We start from the raw sequence: 22,026 nt of genomic DNA on the forward strand, positions 1-22,026 counted from the left end.
AGCGAGAACGCGCGTCGGCAGTCGGAACTTTCGACTGCCGACGCGCGTTTCGACTTCCTTCGCACGAATCGTGCGGGCGTGCGGGCGCGCGGGCGCGCGGGTCGCGCGGGGCGCGCGGGCGCGCGGGGCGCGCGGGGCGCGCGGGGCGCGCGGGCGCGGGCGCGGGCGGCGCCTGCGCGGGGAGCGTCAGACCGCGCGGACGCGGACCAGGGCGCCGTCGACGACCAGGTCGCGCACCGTGAGCGAGGGGTCGGCGATCTGGAACCGCAGCGCACCACCGGGCTGGTCGAACCACGGCTGCACGAACCGCACCGTCACGAGGAACGGGCGGTCGACGACGTAGCGGTGCACCTCGGGTGCAGCGGCGACGTGCGGCGGGAGCGAGCGCGACGGCATCGGGGTGTCGAGCGGGTGCAGCAGGTAGCCGTCCGGGCCACCGATGCGGTCCACCGGGACACCGGCCGGGATCTGGATCGTCAGTCCGTCGGGGCCGGCCTGCGCGACCTGCTGTGCGAGCTGCGGGTACGTCGAGGCGGCGCGCTCGCGGAGCCCGTCGAGCTCGTACCGCTGGATGTCCCGCGGCGCCGGGAACGGCCGGTTCAGGAAGCGGCGGAGCATCTCGACGGCGTCGGCTTCCCCGCGCGCGGTCGCGAGACGACGGGCCGTGCCGTAGTCGACGACCTCGAGCGCGAAGGTGTCCGGGGCGTCGGCGGGGACGATGCGGAGCGCACCTTCCACTGGCGGCTCGTGCAGGGTCTCTCCGGGGAGCTGCACGTACCGGATCGTGTAGCCGAGCTGGTCGAGGATGGGGCGCGTGTCCGCGAACGTCATGAGCGGGAGCCTAGTGGTCGGACCTATGCCGTTCCTGGTCTCCTGGCCGTCTATGCCCGACCGCGCATGACGGCCTGCTTGACCTCGGCGATGGCCTTGGTGACCTGGATCCCACGCGGGCAGGCGTCGGTGCAGTTGAAGGTCGTGCGGCAGCGCCACACGCCTTCCTTGTCGTTGAGGATGTCGAGGCGCACGTTCGCGGCGTCGTCGCGCGAGTCGAAGATGAAGCGGTGCGCGTTGACGATCGCGGCCGGACCGAAGTACTGGCCGTCGGTCCAGAACACCGGGCACGAGGACGTGCACGCGGCGCAGAGGATGCACTTCGTGGTGTCGTCGAAGCGGGCACGGTCGGCGACGGACTGCACGCGCTCCTTGCCGGGCTCCGGCGCCTTCGCGGGCTGGAGGAACGGCTGGACCTCGCGGTAGGACTTGAAGAAGGGCTCCATGTCGACGACGAGGTCCTTCTCGAGCGGCAGGCCCTTGATCGCCTCGACGTAGATCGGCTTCGACACGTCGAGGTCCTTGATCAGCGTCTTGCACGCCAGACGGTTGCGGCCGTTGATGCGCATCGCGTCCGAACCGCAGACACCGTGCGCGCAGGAGCGACGGAAGGTCAGCGACCCGTCCTGCTCCCACTTGATCTTGTGCAGGGCGTCGAGGATGCGGTCGGTCGGCAGCATCATGACGTCGAAGTCCTGCCAGCGCGGCTCGTCGTCGACGTCCGGGTCGAAACGCCGGATGATCACGGTGACGGGGAAGGAGCCGGGAGGGGCGTCCACCGCATCGGTGCGGGGTGCGTCGGAGACCAGGGTGTCGGTCATCAGTACTTCCTCTCCATCGGCTCGTACCGCGTCACGACGACCGGCTTCCAGTCGAGTGTGATGTGGTCGTCGGCGAGTGACGAGTGCGGATCGCCCGTCAGGTACGCCATGGTGTGCTGCATGTAGTTCTCGTCGTCGCGCTTCGGGTAGTCGTCGCGCATGTGGCCGCCGCGGGACTCCTTGCGGTTCCGGGCGGAGTAGACGACGACCTCGGCGAGGTCGAGCAGGAACCCGAGCTCGACGGCTTCGAGCAGGTCGGTGTTGAACCGCTTGCCCTTGTCCTGCACCGAGACGTTCATGAACCGGTTGCGGAGCGTGTGGATCGTCTCCGTGACGCGGGCGAGGGACTCGTCGGTGCGGAACACCTGCGCGTTCTTGTCCATCTCCTCCTGCAGTTCCTTGCGGAGGGCGGCGACCCGCTCGGTGCCGGTCGAGGCACGCAGCTGCTCGAGCATCCCGCGGACGTTCGCGGCGGGGTCCTCGGGGAGGGGGAGGAACTCGGCGGTCTGCACCCACTCGGCGGCGTTGTTGCCGGAGCGCTTCCCGAAGACGTTGATGTCGAGCAGCGAGTTCGTGCCGAGGCGGTTCGACCCGTGCACCGAGACGCATGCGCACTCGCCGGCGGCGTACATGCCGGGGACGACGGTGTCGTTGTCGGAGAGGACCTCGGCGTTGGTGTTCGTCGGGATGCCACCCATCGCGTAGTGCGCGGTCGGCATCACCGGAACGGGCTCGACCACCGGGTCGACGCCGAGGTAGGTGCGCGCGAACTCGGTGATGTCGGGGAGCTTGGTCTCGAGGACCTCGGCACCCAGGTGCGTGCAGTCGAGGAGCACGTAGTCCTTGTTCGGACCGGCACCCCGGCCCTCGGCCACTTCCTGCACCATGCACCGGGCGACGATGTCACGCGGTGCGAGGTCCTTGATGGTGGGGGCGTACCGCTCCATGAAGCGCTCGCCAGAGGCGTTGCGGAGGATCGCGCCCTCACCACGGGCGCCCTCGGTGAGGAGGATGCCGAGGCCCGCGAGCCCGGTCGGGTGGAACTGGAAGAACTCCATGTCCTCGAGCGGGAGGCCGGTGCGCCAGACGATCCCGACGCCGTCACCGGTGAGGGTGTGCGCGTTCGAGGTGGTCTTGTACATCTTGCCGAAGCCGCCGGTCGCGAAGATCATCGCCTTCGCGTGGAACACGTGCAGCTCACCGGTCGCGAGCTCGAACGCCACGACGCCCGCCGGCTGCTTGCGGGTGACGCCGTCGTCGCCGACGACGTCCACCATGATGAGGTCGAGGGCGTAGAACTCGTTGAAGAAGTTCACGCCGAGTTTCACGCAGTTCTGGAACAGCGTCTGCAGGATCATGTGGCCGGTGCGGTCCGCGGCGTAGCAGGCCCGGCGCACCGGCGCCTTGCCGTGGTCACGGGTGTGGCCGCCGAAGCGACGCTGGTCGATCTTGCCCTCTGGCGTGCGGTTGAACGGCAGCCCCATGTTCTCGAGGTCGATGACCGCGTCGATCGCTTCCTTCGCGAGGATCTCGGCGGCGTCCTGGTCGACCAGGTAGTCGCCGCCCTTGATCGTGTCGAAGGTGTGCCACTCCCACGAGTCCTCTTCGACGTTCGCGAGCGCTGCCGCCATGCCGCCCTGCGCCGCACCCGTGTGGGAGCGCGTCGGGTACAGCTTCGAGATGACGGCGGTGTTCGCCTTCGGCCCCGCTTCGATCGCGGCCCGCATGCCGGCGCCTCCCGCGCCGATGATGACGATGTCGAACTGGTGGTGATGGACGGTGATGTCGGTCACGGTGTCTTTCCGTTGGGGAGCGGGTGCGGGCTGCGGTGCTGGGCCGGGGCTACTGCGCGGGGCAGAACGACGGCAGGTCCGCGGCGGCGGCGCCGGCGGGGCACGGGTCGAAGGTCCAGCACACCAGGGTGCCGAGGACGATGAGCAGCACGCACGCGACGAGGATCGCGATGAGCAGGGTCTTCCGGACGGCCGGCTTCGACACGTAGTCGTTGACGATGGTGCGCATGCCGTTCGAGCCGTGGATCAGCGCGAGCCACAGCATCAGGGTGTCCCACACCTGCCAGAAGGGGCTCGCCCACTTGCCGGCGACGAACGCGAAGTCGATCTGCTTGACGCCTTCGCCCGCCACCATGTTGACGAAGAGGTGGCCGAAGATCAGCACGACGAGCAGGACGCCCGAGCCGCGCATGTAGATCCAGCCCCACTTCTCCCAGTTGGTGGTGCGGCGTGCGGCCTCGGCACTGCGAGGGGGCGCGATGGTCTGCGTGGTCATGGTCAGCCCCTGATCAGTGGAAGTCGGCGACGAGGTTCATGAGCTGGCGCGGCAGGAAGCCCGCGATCGCCACGGCCCAGAGCACGATGACGATCCAGAACATCGCCCGCTGGTACTTCGGCCCCTTGGACCAGAAGTCGATCAGGATGATGCGCAGCCCGTTGAACGCGTGGAAGACGATCGCCATCACGAGGGCGATCTCGCCGAGGTTCATGATCGGCGTCTTGTACGTCGAGATGACGGCGTTGTACGCCTCTGGGGAGAGGCGGACGAGGGCCGTGTCGAGGATGTGCACGAGCAGGAAGAAGTAGATCGCGACACCGGTCACGCGGTGCAGGACCCAGGACCACATCCCGGTGCTGCCGCGGTACAGGGTGCCCTGTGGCGTCCGTGATGCGCGCGGCGCATCGATCGTCACCTGCGGGGCGGCTGTCGCCGTACCCCCTGCGGTCTGCTCGGCCATGAGCTCGCCTTCCCGTAGGACAGGCCCGCCGATCGGCGAGCCGTTGCCGTCATGTTCGTGTGGAACACGTCCATCCTACGACCGCGCACTGACGTTCTCGTTCCACCCCGTGAGAATCCCGCGCCCCGCGGGCGGCGCGCCGATGGTCCTGGCGGTGTCGTGGTGTGCGAGCAGTTCGTCGCCGATCGCCTCCCACGTGGTGCCCTCGACGCGCAGCCGGCCGGCGGATCCCATCCGATCCGCGCGTGCACGGTCGAGGTGCAGCCCGACCACGGCCGCCCGGAGCGCCTGCGGCACGTCCGGGTCGTAGAGCTCGCCGTCGAGTCCGGGTGCCACGAGGTCGAGCGGGCCGCCGGCCGCCGGGGCGACGACCGGGAGCCCGGATGCGTGCGCCTCCTGCAGGGTCTGCCCGAACGTCTCGGCGGGGCCCGTGTGCACGAACACGTCGAGCGCCGCGTACACGTCGGCCAGCGGGTCGCCGCGCAGGGGACCGGTGAAGGTCGCGTCCAGGTGACGGAGCCGTCGCTCCAGAGCCGGACGGGAGGGTCCCCCTCCTGCGACCACGACCCTGATCCCGGGGATGCCACCGAGTTCGGCGAGCCGTTCGACCTCCTTCTCCGGTGCGAGCCGGCCCACGTAGCCCACGATGGTCTCCCCGTGCGGAGCGAGTCGCCGCCGCAGGGCGCGCACCGGGCCGGACCACCGTCGGTCCGGGTGGAAGAGGACGGTGTCGACGCCACGACCCCACCTGGCGACGCGCGGCACGCCGTCCGCGGCGAGCATCGCCGCGGTAGCGGACGACGGGGCGAGCGTCAGCGACGCCCCGGCGTGGATGCGCCCGAGCACCCGGCGGACCAGGGGCGTGGTCGCTGCCAGGCCGTTGCGGCGGGCGAACCCGGCCACGTCGGTCTGGAAGACGGCGACGGAGGGGATGCCGAGCCTCCCGGCTGCCGTGATCGCGCGCCCACCCAACAGGAACGGACTCGCGGCGTGCAGCACGTCGGCGCCGGAGGCGGCGAGGATGGTGTCGAGGACGGGGTGGGGGAGCGCGACCGGGAACTGCCGGTACGCGACGGCGGGGATCCGGTGGACGTCGAACCCGCGGTACCGCTCCAGGTCGGTCCGGGAACGACGGCTCGCGAGCCACGGGGTGTCCGGCGCGATCACGACCGCGCGGTGGCCCCGGCGCTCGAGGTGGTCCAGGACCGCGAGGACACTCGTGGTCACGCCGTTGAGGGTGGGCAGGAAGCTCTCGGTCACGACGGCGACGGTCCTCTGGGCCGAGCCGCGCTCCACGCTGCGTGCGTTCATGGCGGTGCCCATGCTCCGCGCGCCACGTGACGGTGCGGGGGACCCGACGGTGAACGGGACGGTGGGCGCGGGTGAACTCACCGTGCGGTTTGCCGCACCGGGCGCGCACCCGTCGGGCGATCCCGTCGTGCGCACCCAGGAACGACGACCCCCGACCGGTACGGTGAGCGGGTGGCAGCCCCCCTCGAAGACTTCTACGCGATCATCCCCGCCGGCGGGATCGGATCGCGCCTCTGGCCGCTCTCGCGCGCCGACGCCCCGAAGTTCCTGCACGACCTGACCGGATCGGGCACCTCGCTCCTCCGGCAGACCTGGGACCGGCTCGCACCGCTCGCGGGGGAGTCGCGGATCATGGTGGTCACCGGCCGCGCGCACCGCGTCGCGGTCGAGTCGCAGCTGCCGGGCATCGACGACCACAACGTCGTGCTCGAGAGCGAGCCGAAGGACTCCACCGCGGCGATCGGTCTCGCGGCCGCGATCCTCCGTCGTCGGGAGCCCGACGTCGTCATCGGGTCGTTCGCGGCCGACCACGTCATCGGCGACGCCCGCGGGTTCCGCCGGTCGGTGCGCGAGGCCGTGGCGGTCGCCCGTGCCGGGTACGTCACCACGATCGGCATCACCCCGACCGAGCCGGCGATCGGCTTCGGGTACATCCACGCCGACGGTGAGGGCCTGGGGGTCGATGGCGCCCCGAACGCCCACTCGGTGCGGTCCTTCGTCGAGAAGCCCGACCTGGACACGGCCCGGGGGTACCTGGAGGACGGCTCCTACCTCTGGAACGCCGGCATGTTCATCGCCCGGGCGGACGTCATCCTCGCGGAGATCGGTCGGGCCGAGCCGGAGCTGCTCGCCGGCCTCGAAGAGCTCGCCGCCGCGTGGGACACCTCGGCGCGCGGGGTCGTCGTGGACCGGATCTGGCCCGCGCTGAAGAAGATCGCGATCGACTACACGGTGGCGGAGCCCGCGGCGGCTGCCGGCCGGATGGCCGTGGTGCCCGGCGACTTCGACTGGGACGACGTCGGCGACTTCGCGTCCCTCGCGAAGCTGCAGTCCGGCGGCCGGACGAACAACCTCGCCGTGCTCGGCGACGGTGCCCGGATCCTGGCGGACTCCTCGAGCGGGATCGTGGTGTCGCACAGCCAGCGCCTGATCTCGCTCATCGGGGTCGAGGACATCGTGGTCGTGGACACCCCGGACGCACTGCTCGTGACGACCAGCGCGAACGCCCAGCGGGTCAAGGGGGTGGTGGATGCACTGAAGATCAGCGGCCGCGACGACGTCCTGTAGCGCTCCATCACCAAACCCCCACAACTGGGGTCCCGAGCACGTCGTCGCGTTACGGCCGCGTTACGGCGCGGTCGCGATCTCGTAACTGATCCACAGGCGGCTCCGAGGGCGTTCTGTACCGACCAGGCGGTCGTGTACTGTCGCCACGATCGCCCGGTGCGCAGTGACCGGGCCCTGCTCCCCGGAGGAACCAACCCGTGTCATCTCGTACCCGTCAGATCGCACTCAGCGGCCTCGCGCTCCTCGGCACCGTCGCCGTCCTGGCCGGCTGCTCCGCCGCTCCGTCCGACACCTCGTCGGCGAAGACCACCAGCTTCCGCCCCTGCATGGTGTCGGACTCCGGCGGCTTCGACGACAAGTCCTTCAACCAGCTCGGCTACGAGGGCCTGAAGGACGCCGCCAAGGACCTCGGCGCGACCTACAAGTCGGCCGAGTCGAAGGACTCCACGGTCTACGACTCCAACATCGAGCAGCTCGTCAACCAGAACTGCAAGCTCATCGTGACGGTCGGCTTCAACCTCGCCGACGCCACGAAGAAGCAGGCCGCTGCGAACCCCGACACCGACTTCGCGATCATCGACGACAACTCGATCGACGCCAAGAACGTCAAGCCGATCACGTTCGACACCTCGCAGGCGGCGTTCCTCGCCGGCTACGCGGCGGCGTCCTACTCGAAGTCCGGCGTCGTCGGCACCTTCGGCGGCATGCAGATCCCGACCGTCACCATCTTCATGGACGGCTTCGCGGACGGCGTGAAGTACTACAACGAGAAGAAGGGCAAGGACGTCCAGGTCAAGGGCTGGGACGTCGACAGCCAGAAGGGCTCCTTCACCGGTGGCTTCGAGGCCGGCACCCAGGCGAAGTCGGTCGCGCAGACCCTCCTCGACCAGAACGCCGACGTGATCCTGCCCGTCGGTGGCCCGATCTACCAGAGCGCCGCGGAAGCCATCAAGGACGCCGACAACGGCTCCGTCCTGATCGGTGCGGACAGCGACCTCTACGAGGCCGACCCGCGCTACAAGGACATCGCACTGACGTCCGTCGAGAAGGGCATGCGCCCCGCGACCAAGGACGTCGTCGAGCAGGCTGCCAAGGGCGACTTCTCGAAGACCCCGTACGTCGGCACGCTGAAGAACGACGGCGTCGGCATCGCGCCGTTCCACGACTACGCGTCGAAGGTCGACTCGGGCCTGTCCAAGGAGCTCGACACGATCAAGGCCGGCATCATCGACGGCTCGATCAAGGTCGAGACCAAGGCGACCGTCAAGTAGCACCACCGATGCGGGCGGGGGAGTTCTCCTCCGCCCGCATTCCCATGCGCTCCGCAGCACCACGACAGAAATAGACTCCCGACATGAAGCTGGAACTCCGCGGCATCACCAAGCGGTTCGGCCCCCTGGTCGCGAACGACCACATCTCCCTCACCGTCGAACCGGGCGAGGTGCACTGCCTCCTCGGTGAGAACGGTGCGGGCAAGTCCACCCTGATGAACGTGCTCTACGGCATGTACCAGGCCGAAGAGGGCGAGATCCTCCTGGACGACGTCGTCCAGGACTTCGACGGCCCCGGCGACGCGATGCGCGCCGGCATCGGCATGGTGCACCAGCACTTCATGCTCGTGCCCGTGTTCACCGTCGCCGAGAACGTGATGCTCGGCCAGGAGCAGACCACGTTCGGCGGCCGACTCGACCTCGCCGGCGCCCGCAAGCGCGTCCGCGAGATCTCCGAGCGCTTCGGGTTCGACGTCGACCCCGACGCCCGGGTCGAGGACCTGCCCGTCGGCGTGCAGCAGCGCGTGGAGATCATCAAGGCACTCTCCCGCGACGCCTCCGTGCTCGTGTTCGACGAGCCGACGGCCGTCCTCACCCCGCAGGAGACCGACGAGCTGATGGGCATCATGCGCCAGCTCCGCGAAGCCGGCACCGCCATCGTCTTCATCACCCACAAGCTCCGTGAAGTCCGCGAAGTCGCCGACCGCATCACGGTGATCCGGCTCGGCAAGGTCGTCGGAGAGGCATCCCCGACCGCGACGAACAACGAGCTCGCCGCCCTCATGGTCGGCCGCGCGGTCTCCCTCGTCGTGGACAAGGAGCCCTCCGCCGGCGGCGAGGACGCGCTCGTCGTCCAGAACGTCACCGTCACCGACCCGTCCGGCATCGTGCTCGTCGACGACGTCTCCTTCACCGTCCGGCGCGGCGAGGTCCTCGCCATCGCCGGCGTGCAGGGCAACGGCCAGACCGAGCTCACCGAGGCGATCATCGGACTCGAGCCGATCCGCACCGGGCACGTCACGCTCGACGGCAAGGAGCTCACCGGCCGGAGCGTCAAGCAGGTGCTCGACGCCGGTGTCGGCTTCGTCCCCGAGGACCGCAAGGAAGACGGGCTCGTCGGCGAGTTCACCATCGCCGAGAACCTCATGCTCGACCGCGCCGACCACAGCGAGTTCGTCCGCGCCGGCACGATCCGGGCCGCGGAGCGCGACGCCTTCGCCGACGAGAAGATCGCCGAGTTCGACATCCGGACCCCCGGCCGCACCACCGCGGCCGGCCGGCTGTCCGGCGGCAACCAGCAGAAGATCGTCCTCGCCCGCGAACTCAGCCGCGACCTGCGTCTCTTCGTCGCGGCGCAGCCCACCCGCGGCATCGACGTCGGGTCGATCGAGTTCGTGCACAAGCGCATCGTCGCCACCCGCGACTCCGGCGTCCCGGTCATCGTCGTCTCCACGGAGCTCGACGAGGTCGTGGCGCTCGCCGACCGGATCGCGGTGATGTACCGCGGCGCGATCATCGGCATCGTCCCCGCGGACACCCCGCGCGACGTCCTCGGCCTGATGATGGCCGGAGAACTGCCCGAAGGAACGGAGCTGGCAGCGTGAGCACCCCCACGCCCCCCGAAGAGAACACCCTGCCCACCGACGACCGCATCCAGGACGTCGAGGGCGGCCCCCGCCTGATGACCGACTCCGCGGACGACACCGAGCGCCGCGCGGGCGACCGCACCGGCACCGAGCGCATGCAGGCCGCCCTGCAGGGCATCATGAACGGCTCCGTGCTCGTCACGGTCCTGGCGATCGTGCTCGCACTCGTCGCGTGCGGCATCCTCATCGCCATCACGGACCCCGCCGTGCAGCAGGCGGCCGGCTACTTCTTCGCCCGCCCCGGCGACACGTTCCGCGCGATCTGGACCGCGGTCGGCGGCTCGTACGCCTCGCTCTTCCAGGGCTCGGTCATCAACTTCGGTGCGAGCTCCTTCGCGCAGGCGATCGCCCCGATCACCCGCTCGATCGACTACGCCGTGCCGCTCATCGCAGCGGGTCTCGGCATCGCCATCTCGTTCCGCGCCGGCCTGTTCAACATCGGCGGCCAGGGACAGATCCTGATGGGCGCGGCCGCGGCCGGCTGGGTCGGCTTCGCCGTCGACCTGCCCGCGGCGATCCACATCCCGCTCACGATCATCGCCGGCATCGTCGGCGGCGCGGTCTGGGGTGGCATCGTCGGTGTGCTGAAGGCGCGGACGGGCGCGAACGAGGTCGTCCTGACGATCATGCTCAACTACGTCGCGCTCTACCTCGTCAGCTACCTCCTCCGGACCCCCGGTCTGCTGCAGGCACCGGGCAGCCCGAACCCGATCTCACCCGCCATGAAGGACTCCGCGGTGCTCCCGGCACTGTTCGGCCCGCGCTTCGGCATCGACCTCGGCTTCGTCGTCGCGCTCATCGCCGTGGTCGTCGTGTGGTGGCTCGTGAACAAGTCCTCGCTCGGCTTCCGCTTCCGCACCATCGGTGAGAACCCGCGTGCGGCTCGGGTCGCCGGCATGAGCGTGCCGTCGCTGACCATCTGGGTGCTCGTCATCTCCGGTGCGCTCGTCGGCATCGCCGGGGCGTACCAGGTGCAGGGTGCCGTCACGAGCGGCTTCACCTCGAACATCGACGCCGGCATCGGCTTCGACGCGATCACGGTCGCGCTCCTCGGCCGCTCGAAGCCGTGGGGCACCTTCTGGGCGGCGATCCTGTTCGGCGTCCTGAAGAACGGCGGCTACGCCATGCAGGCCGCGAACGGCATCCCGATCGACATCGTCGGTGTCATCCAGGCCCTCATCGTCCTGTTCATCGCGGCCCCGCCGCTCGTCCGCGCGATCTTCCGGATCCCGCAGCCGGGCGCGCGCCGCAAGAGCTCCAAGAAGTCCGAGCGGAAGGCAGTCGCCGCGTGAGCACCCTCAGCCCCACAGCGGCCATGCCCGCCCCGACGGCCGACCGCGCCGTCGAGTCCACCCGCAGCTGGAAGCTCCCGATCGCGTTCGCCGTGTTCACGGTCGTCGCACTCGTGTTCTTCGGGTTCCTGCACCGTGCCGGCGACGCCACGTTCCGGCTCGCGAACGCCGGCGACTTCGTGCAGCTGCCCGACGTGCCGCTGCCCGCCACCGGCACCGGCATCGTCGTCATCGTGGTGCTCGCCCTGGCCACCGTGTACGCGTTCGTCCAGGCCAGCCGTTACGAGAAGACCCCGCTCTGGGTGACCTCGCTGTTCGCGCTGTTCTTCGTGGTCGGGTTCCTCGCATGGGCCGCGGCCGGTGCGACGATCCCGGTGCCCGGGCTCCTCGTCGGTGCCCTCGGGCTCAGCGTCCCGCTGGTGTTCGGTGCCCTCGGCGGCGTGATCTCGGAGCGCGTCGGTGTGGTCAACATCGCGATCGAGGGCCAGTTCCTCGCCGGCGCGTTCGTCTCCGCGATGATCGGCTCGCTCACCGGCTCGGCGTGGGTGGGCCTCATCGGTGCCCTCGTCGCGGGGGTGCTCGTGTCGTTCGTCCTCGCAGCGTTCAGCATCAAGTACCTCGTCGACCAGGTCATCGTCGGCGTCGTCATCAACGCGTTCGTGTCCGGCCTGACCGGCTTCCTCTACTCGCAGGTGCTCTCGCCCGCCGAGCAGACGCTCAACGTCGGCATCCGGTTCCCGGTGCTGCCGATCCCGGTGCTGCACCAGATCCCGGTCATCGGCCCGGTGTTCTTCGAGCAGAACGTCATCGTGTACATCGCCTACGTCGCAGTGGCCGTCGTCACCTTCGCGCTCTTCAAGACGCGCTGGGGCCTGCGCCTCCGTGCGGTCGGCGAGCACCCGCAGGCCGCGGACACGGTCGGCATCAACGTGCTCAGCACGCGCTTCTGGAACGTCTCCCTGGCAGGCGCGATCGCCGGCCTCGGCGGCGCGTACTTCACGCTCGGCTCCGTCGGACCGTTCGCCAAGGACATGACCGCCGGCGCGGGCTACATCGCCCTCGCCGCCGTCATCTTCGGCCGCTGGGACCCGATCAAGGCGACGCTCGCGGCGCTGCTGTTCGGCTTCGCGTCGAACCTGCAGAACGTCCTCGGGTCGATCAACTCGCCCGTCCCGAGCGAGTTCCTGCTGATGCTGCCCTACGTGGTGACGATCTTCGCGGTGGCCGGCCTGGTCGGGCAGTCGCGTGGTCCCGCCGCGTCCGGCAAGCCGTACACCAAGAGCTAGCCGGGAGGCACGGCACATGACCGAAACGGGCCCTGCGGCCGACCACGCGGTCGCCGCCACCGCCGGGGAGGACCCCGCCACGAGCCTCCCGTCCGAACGCGACTGGGCGTCGCTCCGCGACGCGGCCACGGCTGCCATGCGGCACGCCTACGCGCCGTACTCGTCGTTCCCGGTGGGGGCAGCTGCGCTCACCGACGACGGCCGGATCGTGTCCGGCTGCAACGTGGAGAACGCGTCCTACGGCGTGACACTCTGCGCGGAGTGCTCGCTCGTCTCGCAGCTGCACATGACCGGCGGCGGCAAGCTCGTCGCGTTCACGTGCGTGGACGGCGACGGCGCGACCCTGATGCCGTGTGGCCGCTGCCGGCAGCTGCTGTTCGAGCACTCGGCCGAGGGCATGCTGCTGGAGACCGTCTCCGGCATCCGCACCATCGACGAGGTCCTGCCGGATGCCTTCGGACCCCGCACCCTCGTCACGTACCAGCAGGAGCACTGAACCATGGCCGTCGAACCGTTCGACACCGTCGACCTCATCCGCACCAAGCGCTCGGGCTCCGCGCTGAGCACGCCGGAGATCGACTGGCTCGTCGACGCGTACACCCGCGGGTACGTCGAGGACCCGCAGATGGCCGCACTCGCGATGGCGATCTTCCTGAACGGGATGGAGCGCCGGGAGATCAAGGACCTGACGCTCGCGATGATCGCGTCGGGGGAGCGGATGTCGTTCTCCTCGCTCGGCAAGACGACCGTGGACAAGCACTCCACCGGTGGGGTCGGCGACAAGATCACCCTGCCGCTCGCGCCGCTCGTGGCGTCGTTCGGGGTCGCCGTGCCGCAGCTCTCCGGGCGCGGGCTCGGCCACACCGGCGGCACGCTCGACAAGCTCGAGTCGATCCCGGGGTGGCAGGCATCGCTGTCGAACGACCGGCTCCTCGAGATCCTGGACGACGTCGGGGCCGTGATCTGCGCGGCCGGCTCGGGCCTGGCACCCGCGGACAAGAAGCTCTACGCGCTCCGCGACATCACCGGGACCGTCGAGTGCATCCCGCTCATCGCGTCGAGCATCATGTCGAAGAAGATCGCCGAGGGCACCGGTGCGCTCGTGCTCGACGTGAAGTTCGGGTCGGGGGCGTTCATGCCCACGTACGAAGCGTCCCGGGAGCTCGCGCAGACGATGGTCGACCTCGGCAAGGACGCCGGGGTCGCGACCTCGGCGCTGCTGACCGACATGGAGGTCCCGCTCGGGCTGACGATCGGCAACGCGCTCGAAGTGCGGGAGTCGATCGAGGTCCTCGAGGGCGGCGGCCCGGCGGACGTGGTGTCCCTGACGCTCTCGCTCGCTTCCGAGATGCTCCGCCTGGCGGGGCTGCCGGACGCCGACCCGGCTGCGGCGCTGGCCGACGGCCGCGCGATGGACACCTGGCGCCGGATGATCGGGGCGCAGGGCGGGGACCCGGCCGCCGCGCTGCCCGTCGCCCGCGAGCAGCACGTCGTCACGGCGCCGTCGTCCGGCGTGCTCGTCGAGCAGCAGGCGCTGCCGTTCGGTGTCTCCGCCTGGCGGCTCGGCGCCGGTCGTGCCCGTGCGCAGGACCCGGTGCAGGCCGGGGCCGGCATCGAGCTGCACGTCAAGCCCGGCGACACCGTGACCGAGGGGCAGCCGCTCTGGACGCTGCACACCGACGAGGAATCGCGGATCCCGCGTGCGCTCGAGGTGCTCGACGGGGCCTGGTCGATCGGATCGTCCGCTCCGGCGCGGGGGCCGATCGTGCGTGAGCGCCTGACGTGAGGTCGTCTGTCCACATGTAGGGAGCCTCCAGGCAGTTCTCCACGAACCTGTGGGACGTCGCCTGCGAGGCGGGGGTGACCACCGATAGCCTGGTGGACATGAGCGCCGACGCCGCACCCACGTACCGACTGCCCGACGCGGGCGCCGTGATCAACGACCTGCCCAAGGTCTCGCTGCACGACCACCTCGACGGTGGCCTCCGCCCCGCGACGATCATCGAGCTCGCCGACGCGGCGGGCATCGCGCTCCCCACCACCGACGCCGCCGAGCTCGGCCAGTGGTTCGCGGACCAGTCGAACTCCGGGTCGCTCGTCGAGTACCTCAAGACGTTCGACGTCACCACGAGCGTGATGCAGACGGCGCACGGCCTGACCCGCGTCGCGCGGGAGTTCGTCGAGGACCTCGTCGCCGACGGTGTCGTGTACGGCGAGATCCGGTGGGCGCCCGAGCAGCACCTGCAGGGCGGGCTGACCCTCGACGAGACGGTCGAGGCCGTGCAGGCCGGCATCGAGGAAGCGGTCGACGCCGCCGGCGGAGCGATCCGCGTCGGACAGCTCGTCACCGCGATGCGCCACGCCGACCGCGCGCTCGAGATCGCCGAGCTCGCCGTCCGCCACCGTGACCGCGGCGTCGTCGGGTTCGACATCGCCGGAGCCGAAGCCGGGTTCCCCGCCTCGAACCACCGCGCCGCGTTCGACTACCTCGCCTCCGAGCTCTTCCCCGTCACCGTGCACGCGGGTGAAGCCGACGGGCTCGCCTCGATCCGCTCGGCCCTCGTCGACGGTCGCGCGCTCCGCCTCGGCCACGGTGTCCGCCTGTTCGAGGACGTCACCCTCTCCGACGCCGGTGACGGCTCCACGCTGGCGTCCCTCGGGGAGATCGCCTCGTGGGTCCGTGACCGCGAGATCCCGCTCGAGCTCTCGCCGTCCTCGAACCTGCAGACCGGCGCGATCGCCGCGTGGGGCGACGACCTCGCCGACCACCCGTTCGACGTGCTCTACCAGCTCGGCTTCCGGGTCACCGTGAACACCGACAACCGCCTGATGAGCAACACCACGCTCACCAAGGAGCTGGCACTCCTCGCCGGCACGTTCGGGTACGACCTCGACGACCTCGCCGCGTTCCAGATCAACGCCGCCCTCGGCTCGTTCCTGCCGCTCGAGGACCGCGAGGAGATCATCGCGCTGATCACGTCCGGCTACGCGGAGGCCTGATCGCATGGGTCTGCCGCCGCTCTCCGACGACGCCGTCGTGCTCGGTGCGTCCGCGCCGACGTGGCGTGACGCGCTCCGGCTCGCCGGTGGCGCCCTCGTCGCGTCGGGAGCGGCGACGGACGCCTACACCGACGCCATGATCGCCATGGTGGAGGAACACGGGCCGTACATCGTGATCTCGCCCGGGCTGGCGTTCGCGCACGCACGGCCGGGATCGTCGGTGCTCCGGGACGGCCTCGCCGTCGTGACGCTGTCCACGCCCGTGTCGTTCGGGCACCCGCACAACGACCCCGTCTCGGTGGTGCTCGGGCTCGCCGTCGCCGGGGTCGGGACGCACCTCGAGTCCATCGGCGAGATCGCGAACCTGTTCAACGACGCCTCCGTGACGTCCCGGCTCGCCGCGGCCGGGTCCGCAGCGGAGATCCGCTCGATCATGGGGGTGTCGGCATGAAGATCGTGACCATCTGCGGCGCGGGCATCGGGTCGAGCGCGATCCTCAAGGTGAACGCCGAGAAGGCCCTGTCGGCGCTCGGGCTCACGGCAGAGGTCGTGGCGGCCGACGTCGCCTCGGTGCGCGCGGTGTCCGACGACGCGAACGTGATCCTCACCTCGCAGGAGTTCGTCGAGGCGATCGGGGACACCTACGCCGAGGTCATCGTGATCCGGAACCACTTCGACCAGAGCGAGATCACGGCCGCCGTCGAGCGGTCCTTGGGCGAGGCACCGGCGCCGTAGCGGGGCGCACGGAACTGCGCTGGGGGCCCCGGAGCGGGGCGCACGGCGCTGCGCTGGGTGCCCCGGAGCGGGGCGCGCGGCGCTGCGCTCGGTGACCCGTAGCATTGGCCCATGGCCAGCACGACCACCGACTCCAACCCGCTCAACGACCCCGCCGTCGACCCGTTCGACGTCGCCCGTGATGCCGCAGCCGTCATCGCAGCGAAGTCCGGCATCGAGCGGCACGACATCGCCCTGACACTCGGATCCGGGTGGGGGAAGGCCGCCGACCTCGTCGGCGAGACCGTCTCCGAGATCCCCGCCGCCGAGGTCCCCGGGTTCAGCGCCTCCGCCGTCCCCGGGCACTCCGGCACGGTGCGCTCGATCCGCCTGCCCGACGGGCGCCACGCGCTCGTGATCGGGGCCCGGACGCACTACTACGAGGGCCACGGAGTCCGTCGTGTCGTGCACAGCGTCCGCACCGCCGCCGCGACCGGTGCCACCACGATGGTGCTGACGAACGGTGCCGGCGGCATCAAGGAGCACTGGAAGCCGGGCACGCCCGTGCTCATCAGCGACCACATCAACCTCACCGCGGACAGCCCGCTCGAGGGCGCGACCTTCATCGACCTCACCGACCTGTACTCGGCGCGGCTCCGCGCCGTCGCCCGCACGATCGACCCGTCCCTCGACGAAGGCGTCTACACGCAGTTCCGCGGTCCGCACTACGAGACCCCGGCGGAGGTCCAGATGGCGAAGACCATCGGCGGCCACATCGTCGGCATGTCCACCGCGCTCGAGGCGATCGCCGCCCGCCAGGCCGGCATGGAGATCCTCGGGTTCTCGCTCATCACGAACCTCGCCGCCGGCATCCAGAAGACCCCGCTGTCCCACGCCGAGGTGCTCGAGGCCGGGCGGGAGGCCGAGCCGGTGATCGCGGACCTGCTCGCACGCGTGGTGGCGGCGCTGTGACCACGGACGTGCTCGACGTCGCGCGGGCGTGGCTCGCGCAGGACCCGGACCTCGAAACACAGGGCTCGCTCGACGCCGTGGTCGCGCGCGCGTCGTCGGGCGACGAGGAAGCCCTGTCGGTCCTTGCCGAACGGTTCGCCGGGCGGCTGGAGTTCGGCACCGCCGGGCTCCGCGCCGAGCTCGGCTGGGGTCCGCTCCGGATGAACCGGGTCGTGGTGACCCAGGCGGCCGCCGGTCTCGCGCGGTTCCTCATCGACACCGGCCGGCAGCGGAGCGTCGTCATCGGGTACGACGGCCGGGTGAACTCGGACGTCTTCGCCCGGGACTCGGCCGAGGTGATGCGGGGCCTCGGCCTCGACGTCACGCTGCTGCCGTCCGCGCTCCCGACGCCCGTGCTGGCGTTCGCCGTCCGGCACCTCGACGTCGGTGCCGGCGTGATGGTGACCGCGAGCCACAACCCGCCGCGGGACAACGGCTACAAGGTGTACCTCGGCGGGGACGACGACGGATCGCAGATCGTGCCGCCGGTCGACGGCGCCATCGCGGCCGCGATCGACGCCGTCGCCGCGGGGTCCATCGCCGCCCTGCCGCGCGCGACGGACTACACGGTCGCCCCGGCTGCCGTCCTCGACGCCTACGTGGCCGCCACGGCCGCGATCGTGCCCGCACCGGCCCTCCCGGTCGCATCGCAGCCGTCCGTCGTCTACACGGCCATGCACGGCGTCGGGTGGGAGACCGCCCGGGCGGTGTTCGCCGCGGCCGGGTTCGCCGAACCGGCCGTCGTGCCGGAACAGATCGAGCCCGACGGGGCGTTCCCGACGGTGTCGTTCCCGAACCCGGAGGAGCCGGGCGCGATGGACCTCGCGATCGCCCGCGGTGTCGCGGTCGGCGCGGACCTGGTGATCGCGAACGACCCCGACGCCGACCGGCTCGCCCTGGCGATCCCGGTGGGTGCCCCCCGGTCCGGTCCGCGCGAGTACCGGCGGTTGTCCGGCAACGAGGTGGGCTGGCTGCTCGGCTGGCGCGCTGCGTCGCGGGCGGTCGAGGCCGGGCGGTCCGGGGTGCTCGCGGCGTCGATCGTGTCGTCGCCGGCGCTGTCCCGGGTCGCTGCCCGGCACGGCCTCGGGTACCGGGACACCCTGACGGGCTTCAAGTGGGTCTCCCGCGTGCCCGACCTGCTCTTCGGGTACGAGGAAGCGCTCGGCTACCTCGTCGACCCGCAGGTGGTCCGCGACAAGGACGGCATCTCGGCGGCGCTCGAACTGCTCTCGCTCGCCACGTCGCTGGCGGCATCGGGGTCGAGCATCGCCGGGCAGCTGGAGGCGTTCGCGGCGGAGTTCGGCGCGTTCGCGTCCGGGCAGGTGGCGACCCGCGTCGACGACCTGTCCCGCATCGGCGCGATCATGTCCGCGCTCCGGGACGCACCGCCGACGTCGCTCGGCGGCATCGAGGTCCTCGCCACGACGGACTACCAGTCCGGCGTGGAGGGCTTCCCGCCGTCCGACATCCTGCGCTACGACCTCGCCGGGGAGGCGCGGGTCATCGTCCGTCCGAGCGGCACCGAGCCCAAGGTGAAGGTCTACATCGACACGGTCGCGGCCACCCCCGCCGAGGCCCAGTCGCTCGTCGACGCCCTCGCCGCCGACATCCGCCCCCGCGTCTCGTAGCGCGCTGCGCTGCGCTGCTGCCGCGCGCCGCGCCCGGCGCTGACGTGCCGGCCGCGGTGCGTCTTGGCAGCGCACAACCGAAACCGGCTCGAACCACGGTCATCCGCGGTTCGAGCCGTTTTTGGTTGTTCGAGCTCCGCGCCGAGGACGCGTGGGGGAGTCCTCCACAAGGGGTCGGCCCGCCGAGGTTGTGCACAGATCGGGCGCGCGAGCACCCGTCTTGAGCGGTCCCCGAGACGATGCGGGGATGGAACGTCTCGAGATCCTCGTGGGTGGGGCTGCGGACACGACCGGGCGCCGCGGTGCACGGCTGAGCGCCGCGGCGGACACCGGCCGGCTGCTCCGCCTGGCACCTGCGCGCTATGTCGACGCTGACGCCTGGCGTCGAGCGGACCCGGGCACGAGACACGTCGCGCGGGTCCGAGCGGTCCACGGTCGACTCTCCGAACGACTGATCGTGTCGCACGCCTCGGCGGCCGCGCTCCACGGGCTCCCCTGGCGGGGTGAGTTCCCGGATGTGGTGGAGGTGATCGACACGCAGCGGACCACGACCCAGTCGCTCCGGTCCGTGCGGAAACATCCCGGACAGGACCGCTCGTTGCAGACCGTCCGGATGACGACGACGGGGCGGCGCGTGACCGACATCGTGGTGACGGCGATCGACATCGCCATCGCGTACGAACTGCGGTTGTCCGTCCCGATCCTCGACGTGGTTCTCCGACGCGGCGTCGATCGGGCTGCGCTCACCACGGAGCTCGCAGGGCGATCGGCGGTGCACGGTCGTGCTCGCGCCACCGCCGCGATCGAGCTCGCGGACGCACTGAGCGGTTCTCCCGGGGAGTCGGTCGCCCGGGTCGCGCTCGATGAGGTCGGGGCACCGCGGCCCGAGCTCCAGCGCGAGTTCCACGACGATGCGGGGTTCGTCGCGCGCGTCGACTTCTGGTTCCCGGAGCAGGGCATCGTGCTCGAGTTCGACGGCCGAGCGAAGTACACCGACGCGTCGATGCGCGACGCGGGCACCACTGCGGCCGATGTCGTCTACGCCGAGAAGCGGCGCGAGGACCGACTCCGTCGGGTTCCGGGGGTGAACGGCATCGGACGCTTCGGCTGGACTGAGGCGAACGACGCAGAACTCCTCCGCGCTCTGCTCCGCTCGTGCGGGGTCCCGATGGTCGAACGCTCGTTCCGCACGGTGCGCTGAACGATGTCGATCGTCACCGCACAACGGAAACCGGTTCGAACCACGGAGATCCGCGGTTCGAACCGGTTTCGGTGGTGCGCTGCCGAACGGCACCACGGGGCGCCGCGGCGCGCAGCGCGCCCGCGCGCGCAGCGCGCGCAGCGCGCTACGCGAGCTCGAGCAGCACGTGGCCGGACGAGATCGTCTGGCCGACGGGGGCGTTCAGCCCGGTGACGACGCCGTCCTTGTGCGCCTGCACGGGCTGCTCCATCTTCATGGCCTCGAGCACCACGAGCAGGTCGCCCTTCACGACGGTGTCACCCTCGGCGACCGCGAGTTTCACGACGGTGGCCTGCATCGGCGACGCCACGGACGACCCGGAGACGGTGCGGCCGCCGCGGACGGCCGAGGTGCGACGACGCGGGGGAGCGGAGGGTCCGGCCGGACGACGACCTGCGGCCGCGCCGGCCCCGCCGCCGACGATCGACGGCATGGTGACCTCGATGCGCTTGCCCTGCACCTCGACCACGACGGTGTCGCGGGACGCGGGCGCCGGCAGCTCCTCGGGGGAACCGCTCCACGCCGGGATGTCGTTGTCGAAGTCGGTCTCGATCCACTGCGTGTACACGCTGAACGGGACGTCGTCGGGAGTGGCGAACGCCGGGTCCGACACGACCGCGCGGTGGAACGGGATGACCGTCGGCAGTCCGGCGACCTCGAACTCGGCGAGTGCGCGCCGCGAGCGTTCGAGCGCCTCGGCACGCGTGGCGCCGGTGACGATGAGCTTCGCGAGCATCGAGTCGAACGAGCCGGACACGACGTCGCCGGACACGACGCCCGAGTCGACGCGGACGCCGGGGCCGGACGGCGCGTGGAACACGTGCACGGGGCCGGGTGCCGGGAAGAAGTTGCGACCCGGGTCCTCGCCGTTGATGCGGAACTCGAACGAGTGACCGCGCGGGATCGGGTCGGAGTAGTCGAGCACGCCGCCCTCGGCGATGCGGAACTGCTCGCGCACCAGGTCGATGCCGGTGACCTCTTCGGACACGCAGTGCTCGACCTGCAGGCGGGTGTTCACCTCGAGGAAGGACACCGTGCCATCGGCCCCGATGAGGAACTCGCAGGTGCCGGCACCGACGTAGCCGACCTCGCGCAGGATCGCCTTCGACGCCGAGTACAGCGCGGACTCCTGTGCGGGCGTCAGGTACGGCGCGGGGGCTTCCTCGACGAGCTTCTGGTGGCGGCGCTGCAGCGAGCAGTCGCGCGTGGAGACCACGACGACGTTGCCGTGCTCGTCCGCCAGGCACTGGGTCTCGACGTGGCGCGGCTTGTCGAGGTACTTCTCGACGAAGCACTCGCCACGACCGAAGGCCGCGATCGCCTCGCGCGTGGCCGACTCGAAGAGCTCCTCGACCGAGGACCGGTCGCGCACGACCTTGAGCCCACGGCCGCCACCGCCGAACGCGGCCTTGATCGCGACGGGCAGGCCGACCTGGTCGACGAAGTCGAAGACCTCGGACACGTCCTGCACGGGCTCGATGGTGCCGGGGGCGAGCGGCGCGCCGACCTTCTCGGCGACGTGGCGCGCGGAGACCTTGTCACCGAGACGCTCGATGGACTCGGGCGACGGCCCGATCCAGGTCAGCCCGGCGTCGATGACGGCGCGGGCGAAGTCGGCGTTCTCGGCGAGGAAGCCGTAGCCGGGGTGCACGGCGTCGGCACCGGAGCGGCGGGCGACCGAGATGATCTTGTCGATCACCAGGTACGTGTCGGCGCTCGTGGTGCCGTTGAGCGCGTACGCCTCGTCAGCGAGGCGGGCGTGCAGGGCGTCACGGTCCTGGTCGGCGTAGACCGCGACCGAGGCCTTGCCAGCATCGCGGGCCGCACGGATGATGCGGACGGCGATCTCGCCGCGGTTCGCGATGAGGACCTTGCTGATACGGGGCATGACACATCAGCGTATTCGCGCCGGAGCAGGTCGAATTGACCGGCATCG

General features: G+C 70.8%; 20 protein-coding genes. 13 read left to right on the forward strand and 7 right to left on the reverse strand.

The genetic code is table 11. The features are described 5' to 3' along the window. Positions 1 to 186 precede the first annotated feature (186 nt). From EDF24_RS09500 to EDF24_RS09525, 6 genes are all read right to left on the reverse strand, one after another. Positions 187 to 831 (reverse strand): TNT domain-containing protein, encoded by a 645-nt coding sequence (locus EDF24_RS09500; RefSeq protein ID WP_123702429.1) that lies wholly within the window; start codon positions 829 to 831, stop codon positions 187 to 189. A 50-nt stretch (positions 832 to 881) separates the two neighbouring features. Further along, a complete protein-coding gene (locus tag EDF24_RS09505; protein WP_123656104.1) occupies positions 882 to 1,652 on the reverse strand; it encodes a succinate dehydrogenase iron-sulfur subunit in 771 nt (256 codons plus the stop codon). After that, positions 1,652 to 3,445: a succinate dehydrogenase flavoprotein subunit gene (gene sdhA / locus EDF24_RS09510; RefSeq protein WP_123656105.1), complete on the reverse strand. Its 1,794-nt coding sequence runs from the start codon at positions 3,443 to 3,445 to the stop codon at positions 1,652 to 1,654. The genes EDF24_RS09505 and sdhA overlap by 1 nt, the downstream gene beginning before the upstream one ends. 49 nt (positions 3,446 to 3,494) lie before the next feature. Further along, positions 3,495 to 3,941 carry a succinate dehydrogenase, hydrophobic membrane anchor protein gene (gene sdhD / locus EDF24_RS09515; protein ID WP_123656106.1) on the reverse strand — a complete coding sequence of 149 codons (447 nt, stop codon included), beginning with the start codon at positions 3,939 to 3,941 and terminating at the stop codon, positions 3,495 to 3,497. A gap of 13 nt (positions 3,942 to 3,954) precedes the next feature. Beyond that, the gene (gene sdhC, locus EDF24_RS09520) at positions 3,955 to 4,404 is read right to left on the reverse strand and encodes a succinate dehydrogenase, cytochrome b556 subunit (RefSeq protein WP_123656107.1); all 450 of its coding nucleotides are present in this window, start codon (positions 4,402 to 4,404) and stop codon (positions 3,955 to 3,957) included. Between the two features lie 75 nt (positions 4,405 to 4,479). Then, positions 4,480 to 5,715, reverse strand: coding sequence for a glycosyltransferase family 1 protein (locus EDF24_RS09525; RefSeq protein ID WP_260233400.1), 1,236 nt, complete (start codon positions 5,713 to 5,715; stop codon positions 4,480 to 4,482). A 171-nt stretch (positions 5,716 to 5,886) separates the two neighbouring features. Here EDF24_RS09525 and EDF24_RS09530 point away from each other — a divergent pair, with 171 nt between their 5' ends. The 13 genes from EDF24_RS09530 (at position 5,887) to EDF24_RS09590 (ending at position 20,051) form a co-directional block, all read left to right on the forward strand. Further along, on the forward strand, positions 5,887 to 7,002 hold the full coding sequence (locus EDF24_RS09530) for a mannose-1-phosphate guanylyltransferase (RefSeq protein WP_123656109.1): 1,116 nt from the start codon (positions 5,887 to 5,889) through the stop codon (positions 7,000 to 7,002). Positions 7,003 to 7,199: 197 nt separating this feature from the next. Further along, positions 7,200 to 8,273 (forward strand): BMP family protein, encoded by a 1,074-nt coding sequence (locus tag EDF24_RS09535; protein WP_123656110.1) that lies wholly within the window; start codon positions 7,200 to 7,202, stop codon positions 8,271 to 8,273. Between the two features lie 83 nt (positions 8,274 to 8,356). After that, positions 8,357 to 9,877: an ABC transporter ATP-binding protein gene (locus EDF24_RS09540; RefSeq protein ID WP_123656111.1), complete on the forward strand. Its 1,521-nt coding sequence runs from the start codon at positions 8,357 to 8,359 to the stop codon at positions 9,875 to 9,877. Positions 9,878 to 9,954: 77 nt separating this feature from the next. Further along, on the forward strand, positions 9,955 to 11,211 hold the full coding sequence (locus EDF24_RS09545) for an ABC transporter permease (RefSeq protein WP_123702658.1): 1,257 nt from the start codon (positions 9,955 to 9,957) through the stop codon (positions 11,209 to 11,211). Beyond that, the gene (locus EDF24_RS09550; RefSeq protein ID WP_395867757.1) at positions 11,208 to 12,497 is read left to right on the forward strand and encodes an ABC transporter permease; all 1,290 of its coding nucleotides are present in this window, start codon (positions 11,208 to 11,210) and stop codon (positions 12,495 to 12,497) included. Before EDF24_RS09545 ends, EDF24_RS09550 begins: the two co-directional genes overlap by 4 nt. 16 nt (positions 12,498 to 12,513) lie before the next feature. Next, complete coding sequence (locus tag EDF24_RS09555; protein WP_123656112.1) at positions 12,514 to 12,993, forward strand: cytidine deaminase; 480 nt, start codon at positions 12,514 to 12,516, stop codon at positions 12,991 to 12,993. A 3-nt stretch (positions 12,994 to 12,996) separates the two neighbouring features. Further along, positions 12,997 to 14,283, forward strand: a complete 1,287-nt coding sequence (locus tag EDF24_RS09560; protein WP_123656113.1) for a thymidine phosphorylase — start codon at positions 12,997 to 12,999, stop codon at positions 14,281 to 14,283. 98 nt (positions 14,284 to 14,381) lie between these two features. Beyond that, complete coding sequence (locus tag EDF24_RS09565; RefSeq protein ID WP_123656114.1) at positions 14,382 to 15,497, forward strand: adenosine deaminase; 1,116 nt, start codon at positions 14,382 to 14,384, stop codon at positions 15,495 to 15,497. Between the two features lie 4 nt (positions 15,498 to 15,501). Continuing rightward, positions 15,502 to 15,948 carry a PTS sugar transporter subunit IIA gene (locus EDF24_RS09570; protein WP_123656115.1) on the forward strand — a complete coding sequence of 149 codons (447 nt, stop codon included), beginning with the start codon at positions 15,502 to 15,504 and terminating at the stop codon, positions 15,946 to 15,948. After that, on the forward strand, positions 15,945 to 16,232 hold the full coding sequence (locus EDF24_RS09575; protein ID WP_123656116.1) for a PTS sugar transporter subunit IIB: 288 nt from the start codon (positions 15,945 to 15,947) through the stop codon (positions 16,230 to 16,232). Before EDF24_RS09570 ends, EDF24_RS09575 begins: the two co-directional genes overlap by 4 nt. Positions 16,233 to 16,343: 111 nt before the next feature. Then, the gene (locus EDF24_RS09580; protein ID WP_123702433.1) at positions 16,344 to 17,183 is read left to right on the forward strand and encodes a purine-nucleoside phosphorylase; all 840 of its coding nucleotides are present in this window, start codon (positions 16,344 to 16,346) and stop codon (positions 17,181 to 17,183) included. Further along, positions 17,180 to 18,850 (forward strand): phospho-sugar mutase, encoded by a 1,671-nt coding sequence (locus EDF24_RS09585; RefSeq protein ID WP_123702435.1) that lies wholly within the window; start codon positions 17,180 to 17,182, stop codon positions 18,848 to 18,850. Before EDF24_RS09580 ends, EDF24_RS09585 begins: the two co-directional genes overlap by 4 nt. 247 nt (positions 18,851 to 19,097) lie before the next feature. Next, positions 19,098 to 20,051, forward strand: coding sequence for a hypothetical protein (locus EDF24_RS09590; RefSeq protein ID WP_123702437.1), 954 nt, complete (start codon positions 19,098 to 19,100; stop codon positions 20,049 to 20,051). A 145-nt stretch (positions 20,052 to 20,196) separates the two neighbouring features. Here the strand turns inward: EDF24_RS09590 and EDF24_RS09595 are convergent, their stop codons facing one another. Next, the gene (locus EDF24_RS09595; RefSeq protein WP_123656120.1) at positions 20,197 to 21,978 is read right to left on the reverse strand and encodes a biotin carboxylase N-terminal domain-containing protein; all 1,782 of its coding nucleotides are present in this window, start codon (positions 21,976 to 21,978) and stop codon (positions 20,197 to 20,199) included. Positions 21,979 to 22,026: the final 48 nt, after the last annotated feature.

It is taken from the genome of Curtobacterium sp. PhB130, assembly GCF_003755165.1.
GTDB lineage: Bacteria > Actinomycetota > Actinomycetes > Actinomycetales > Microbacteriaceae > Curtobacterium.

Bases quoted from the DNA above. Each gene is read 5' to 3' on its own strand.
- EDF24_RS09570 (WP_123656115.1), top strand. From the start codon at position 15,502: ATGGGTCTGCCGCCGCTCTCCGACGACGCCGTCGTGCTCGGTGCGTCC.
- sdhD (WP_123656106.1), bottom strand. From the start codon at position 3,941: ATGACCACGCAGACCATCGCGCCCCCTCGCAGTGCCGAGGCCGCACGC.
- EDF24_RS09560 (WP_123656113.1), top strand. From the start codon at position 12,997: ATGGCCGTCGAACCGTTCGACACCGTCGACCTCATCCGCACCAAGCGC.
- EDF24_RS09595 (WP_123656120.1), bottom strand. From the start codon at position 21,978: ATGCCCCGTATCAGCAAGGTCCTCATCGCGAACCGCGGCGAGATCGCC.
- EDF24_RS09545 (WP_123702658.1), top strand. From the start codon at position 9,955: ATGACCGACTCCGCGGACGACACCGAGCGCCGCGCGGGCGACCGCACC.
- EDF24_RS09575 (WP_123656116.1), top strand. From the start codon at position 15,945: ATGAAGATCGTGACCATCTGCGGCGCGGGCATCGGGTCGAGCGCGATC.
- EDF24_RS09580 (WP_123702433.1), top strand. From the start codon at position 16,344: ATGGCCAGCACGACCACCGACTCCAACCCGCTCAACGACCCCGCCGTC.
- EDF24_RS09590 (WP_123702437.1), top strand. From the start codon at position 19,098: ATGGAACGTCTCGAGATCCTCGTGGGTGGGGCTGCGGACACGACCGGG.
- EDF24_RS09565 (WP_123656114.1), top strand. From the start codon at position 14,382: ATGAGCGCCGACGCCGCACCCACGTACCGACTGCCCGACGCGGGCGCC.
- EDF24_RS09525 (WP_260233400.1), bottom strand. From the start codon at position 5,715: ATGAACGCACGCAGCGTGGAGCGCGGCTCGGCCCAGAGGACCGTCGCC.
- sdhC (WP_123656107.1), bottom strand. From the start codon at position 4,404: ATGGCCGAGCAGACCGCAGGGGGTACGGCGACAGCCGCCCCGCAGGTG.
- EDF24_RS09505 (WP_123656104.1), bottom strand. From the start codon at position 1,652: ATGACCGACACCCTGGTCTCCGACGCACCCCGCACCGATGCGGTGGAC.
- EDF24_RS09555 (WP_123656112.1), top strand. From the start codon at position 12,514: ATGACCGAAACGGGCCCTGCGGCCGACCACGCGGTCGCCGCCACCGCC.
- EDF24_RS09500 (WP_123702429.1), bottom strand. From the start codon at position 831: ATGACGTTCGCGGACACGCGCCCCATCCTCGACCAGCTCGGCTACACG.
- EDF24_RS09540 (WP_123656111.1), top strand. From the start codon at position 8,357: ATGAAGCTGGAACTCCGCGGCATCACCAAGCGGTTCGGCCCCCTGGTC.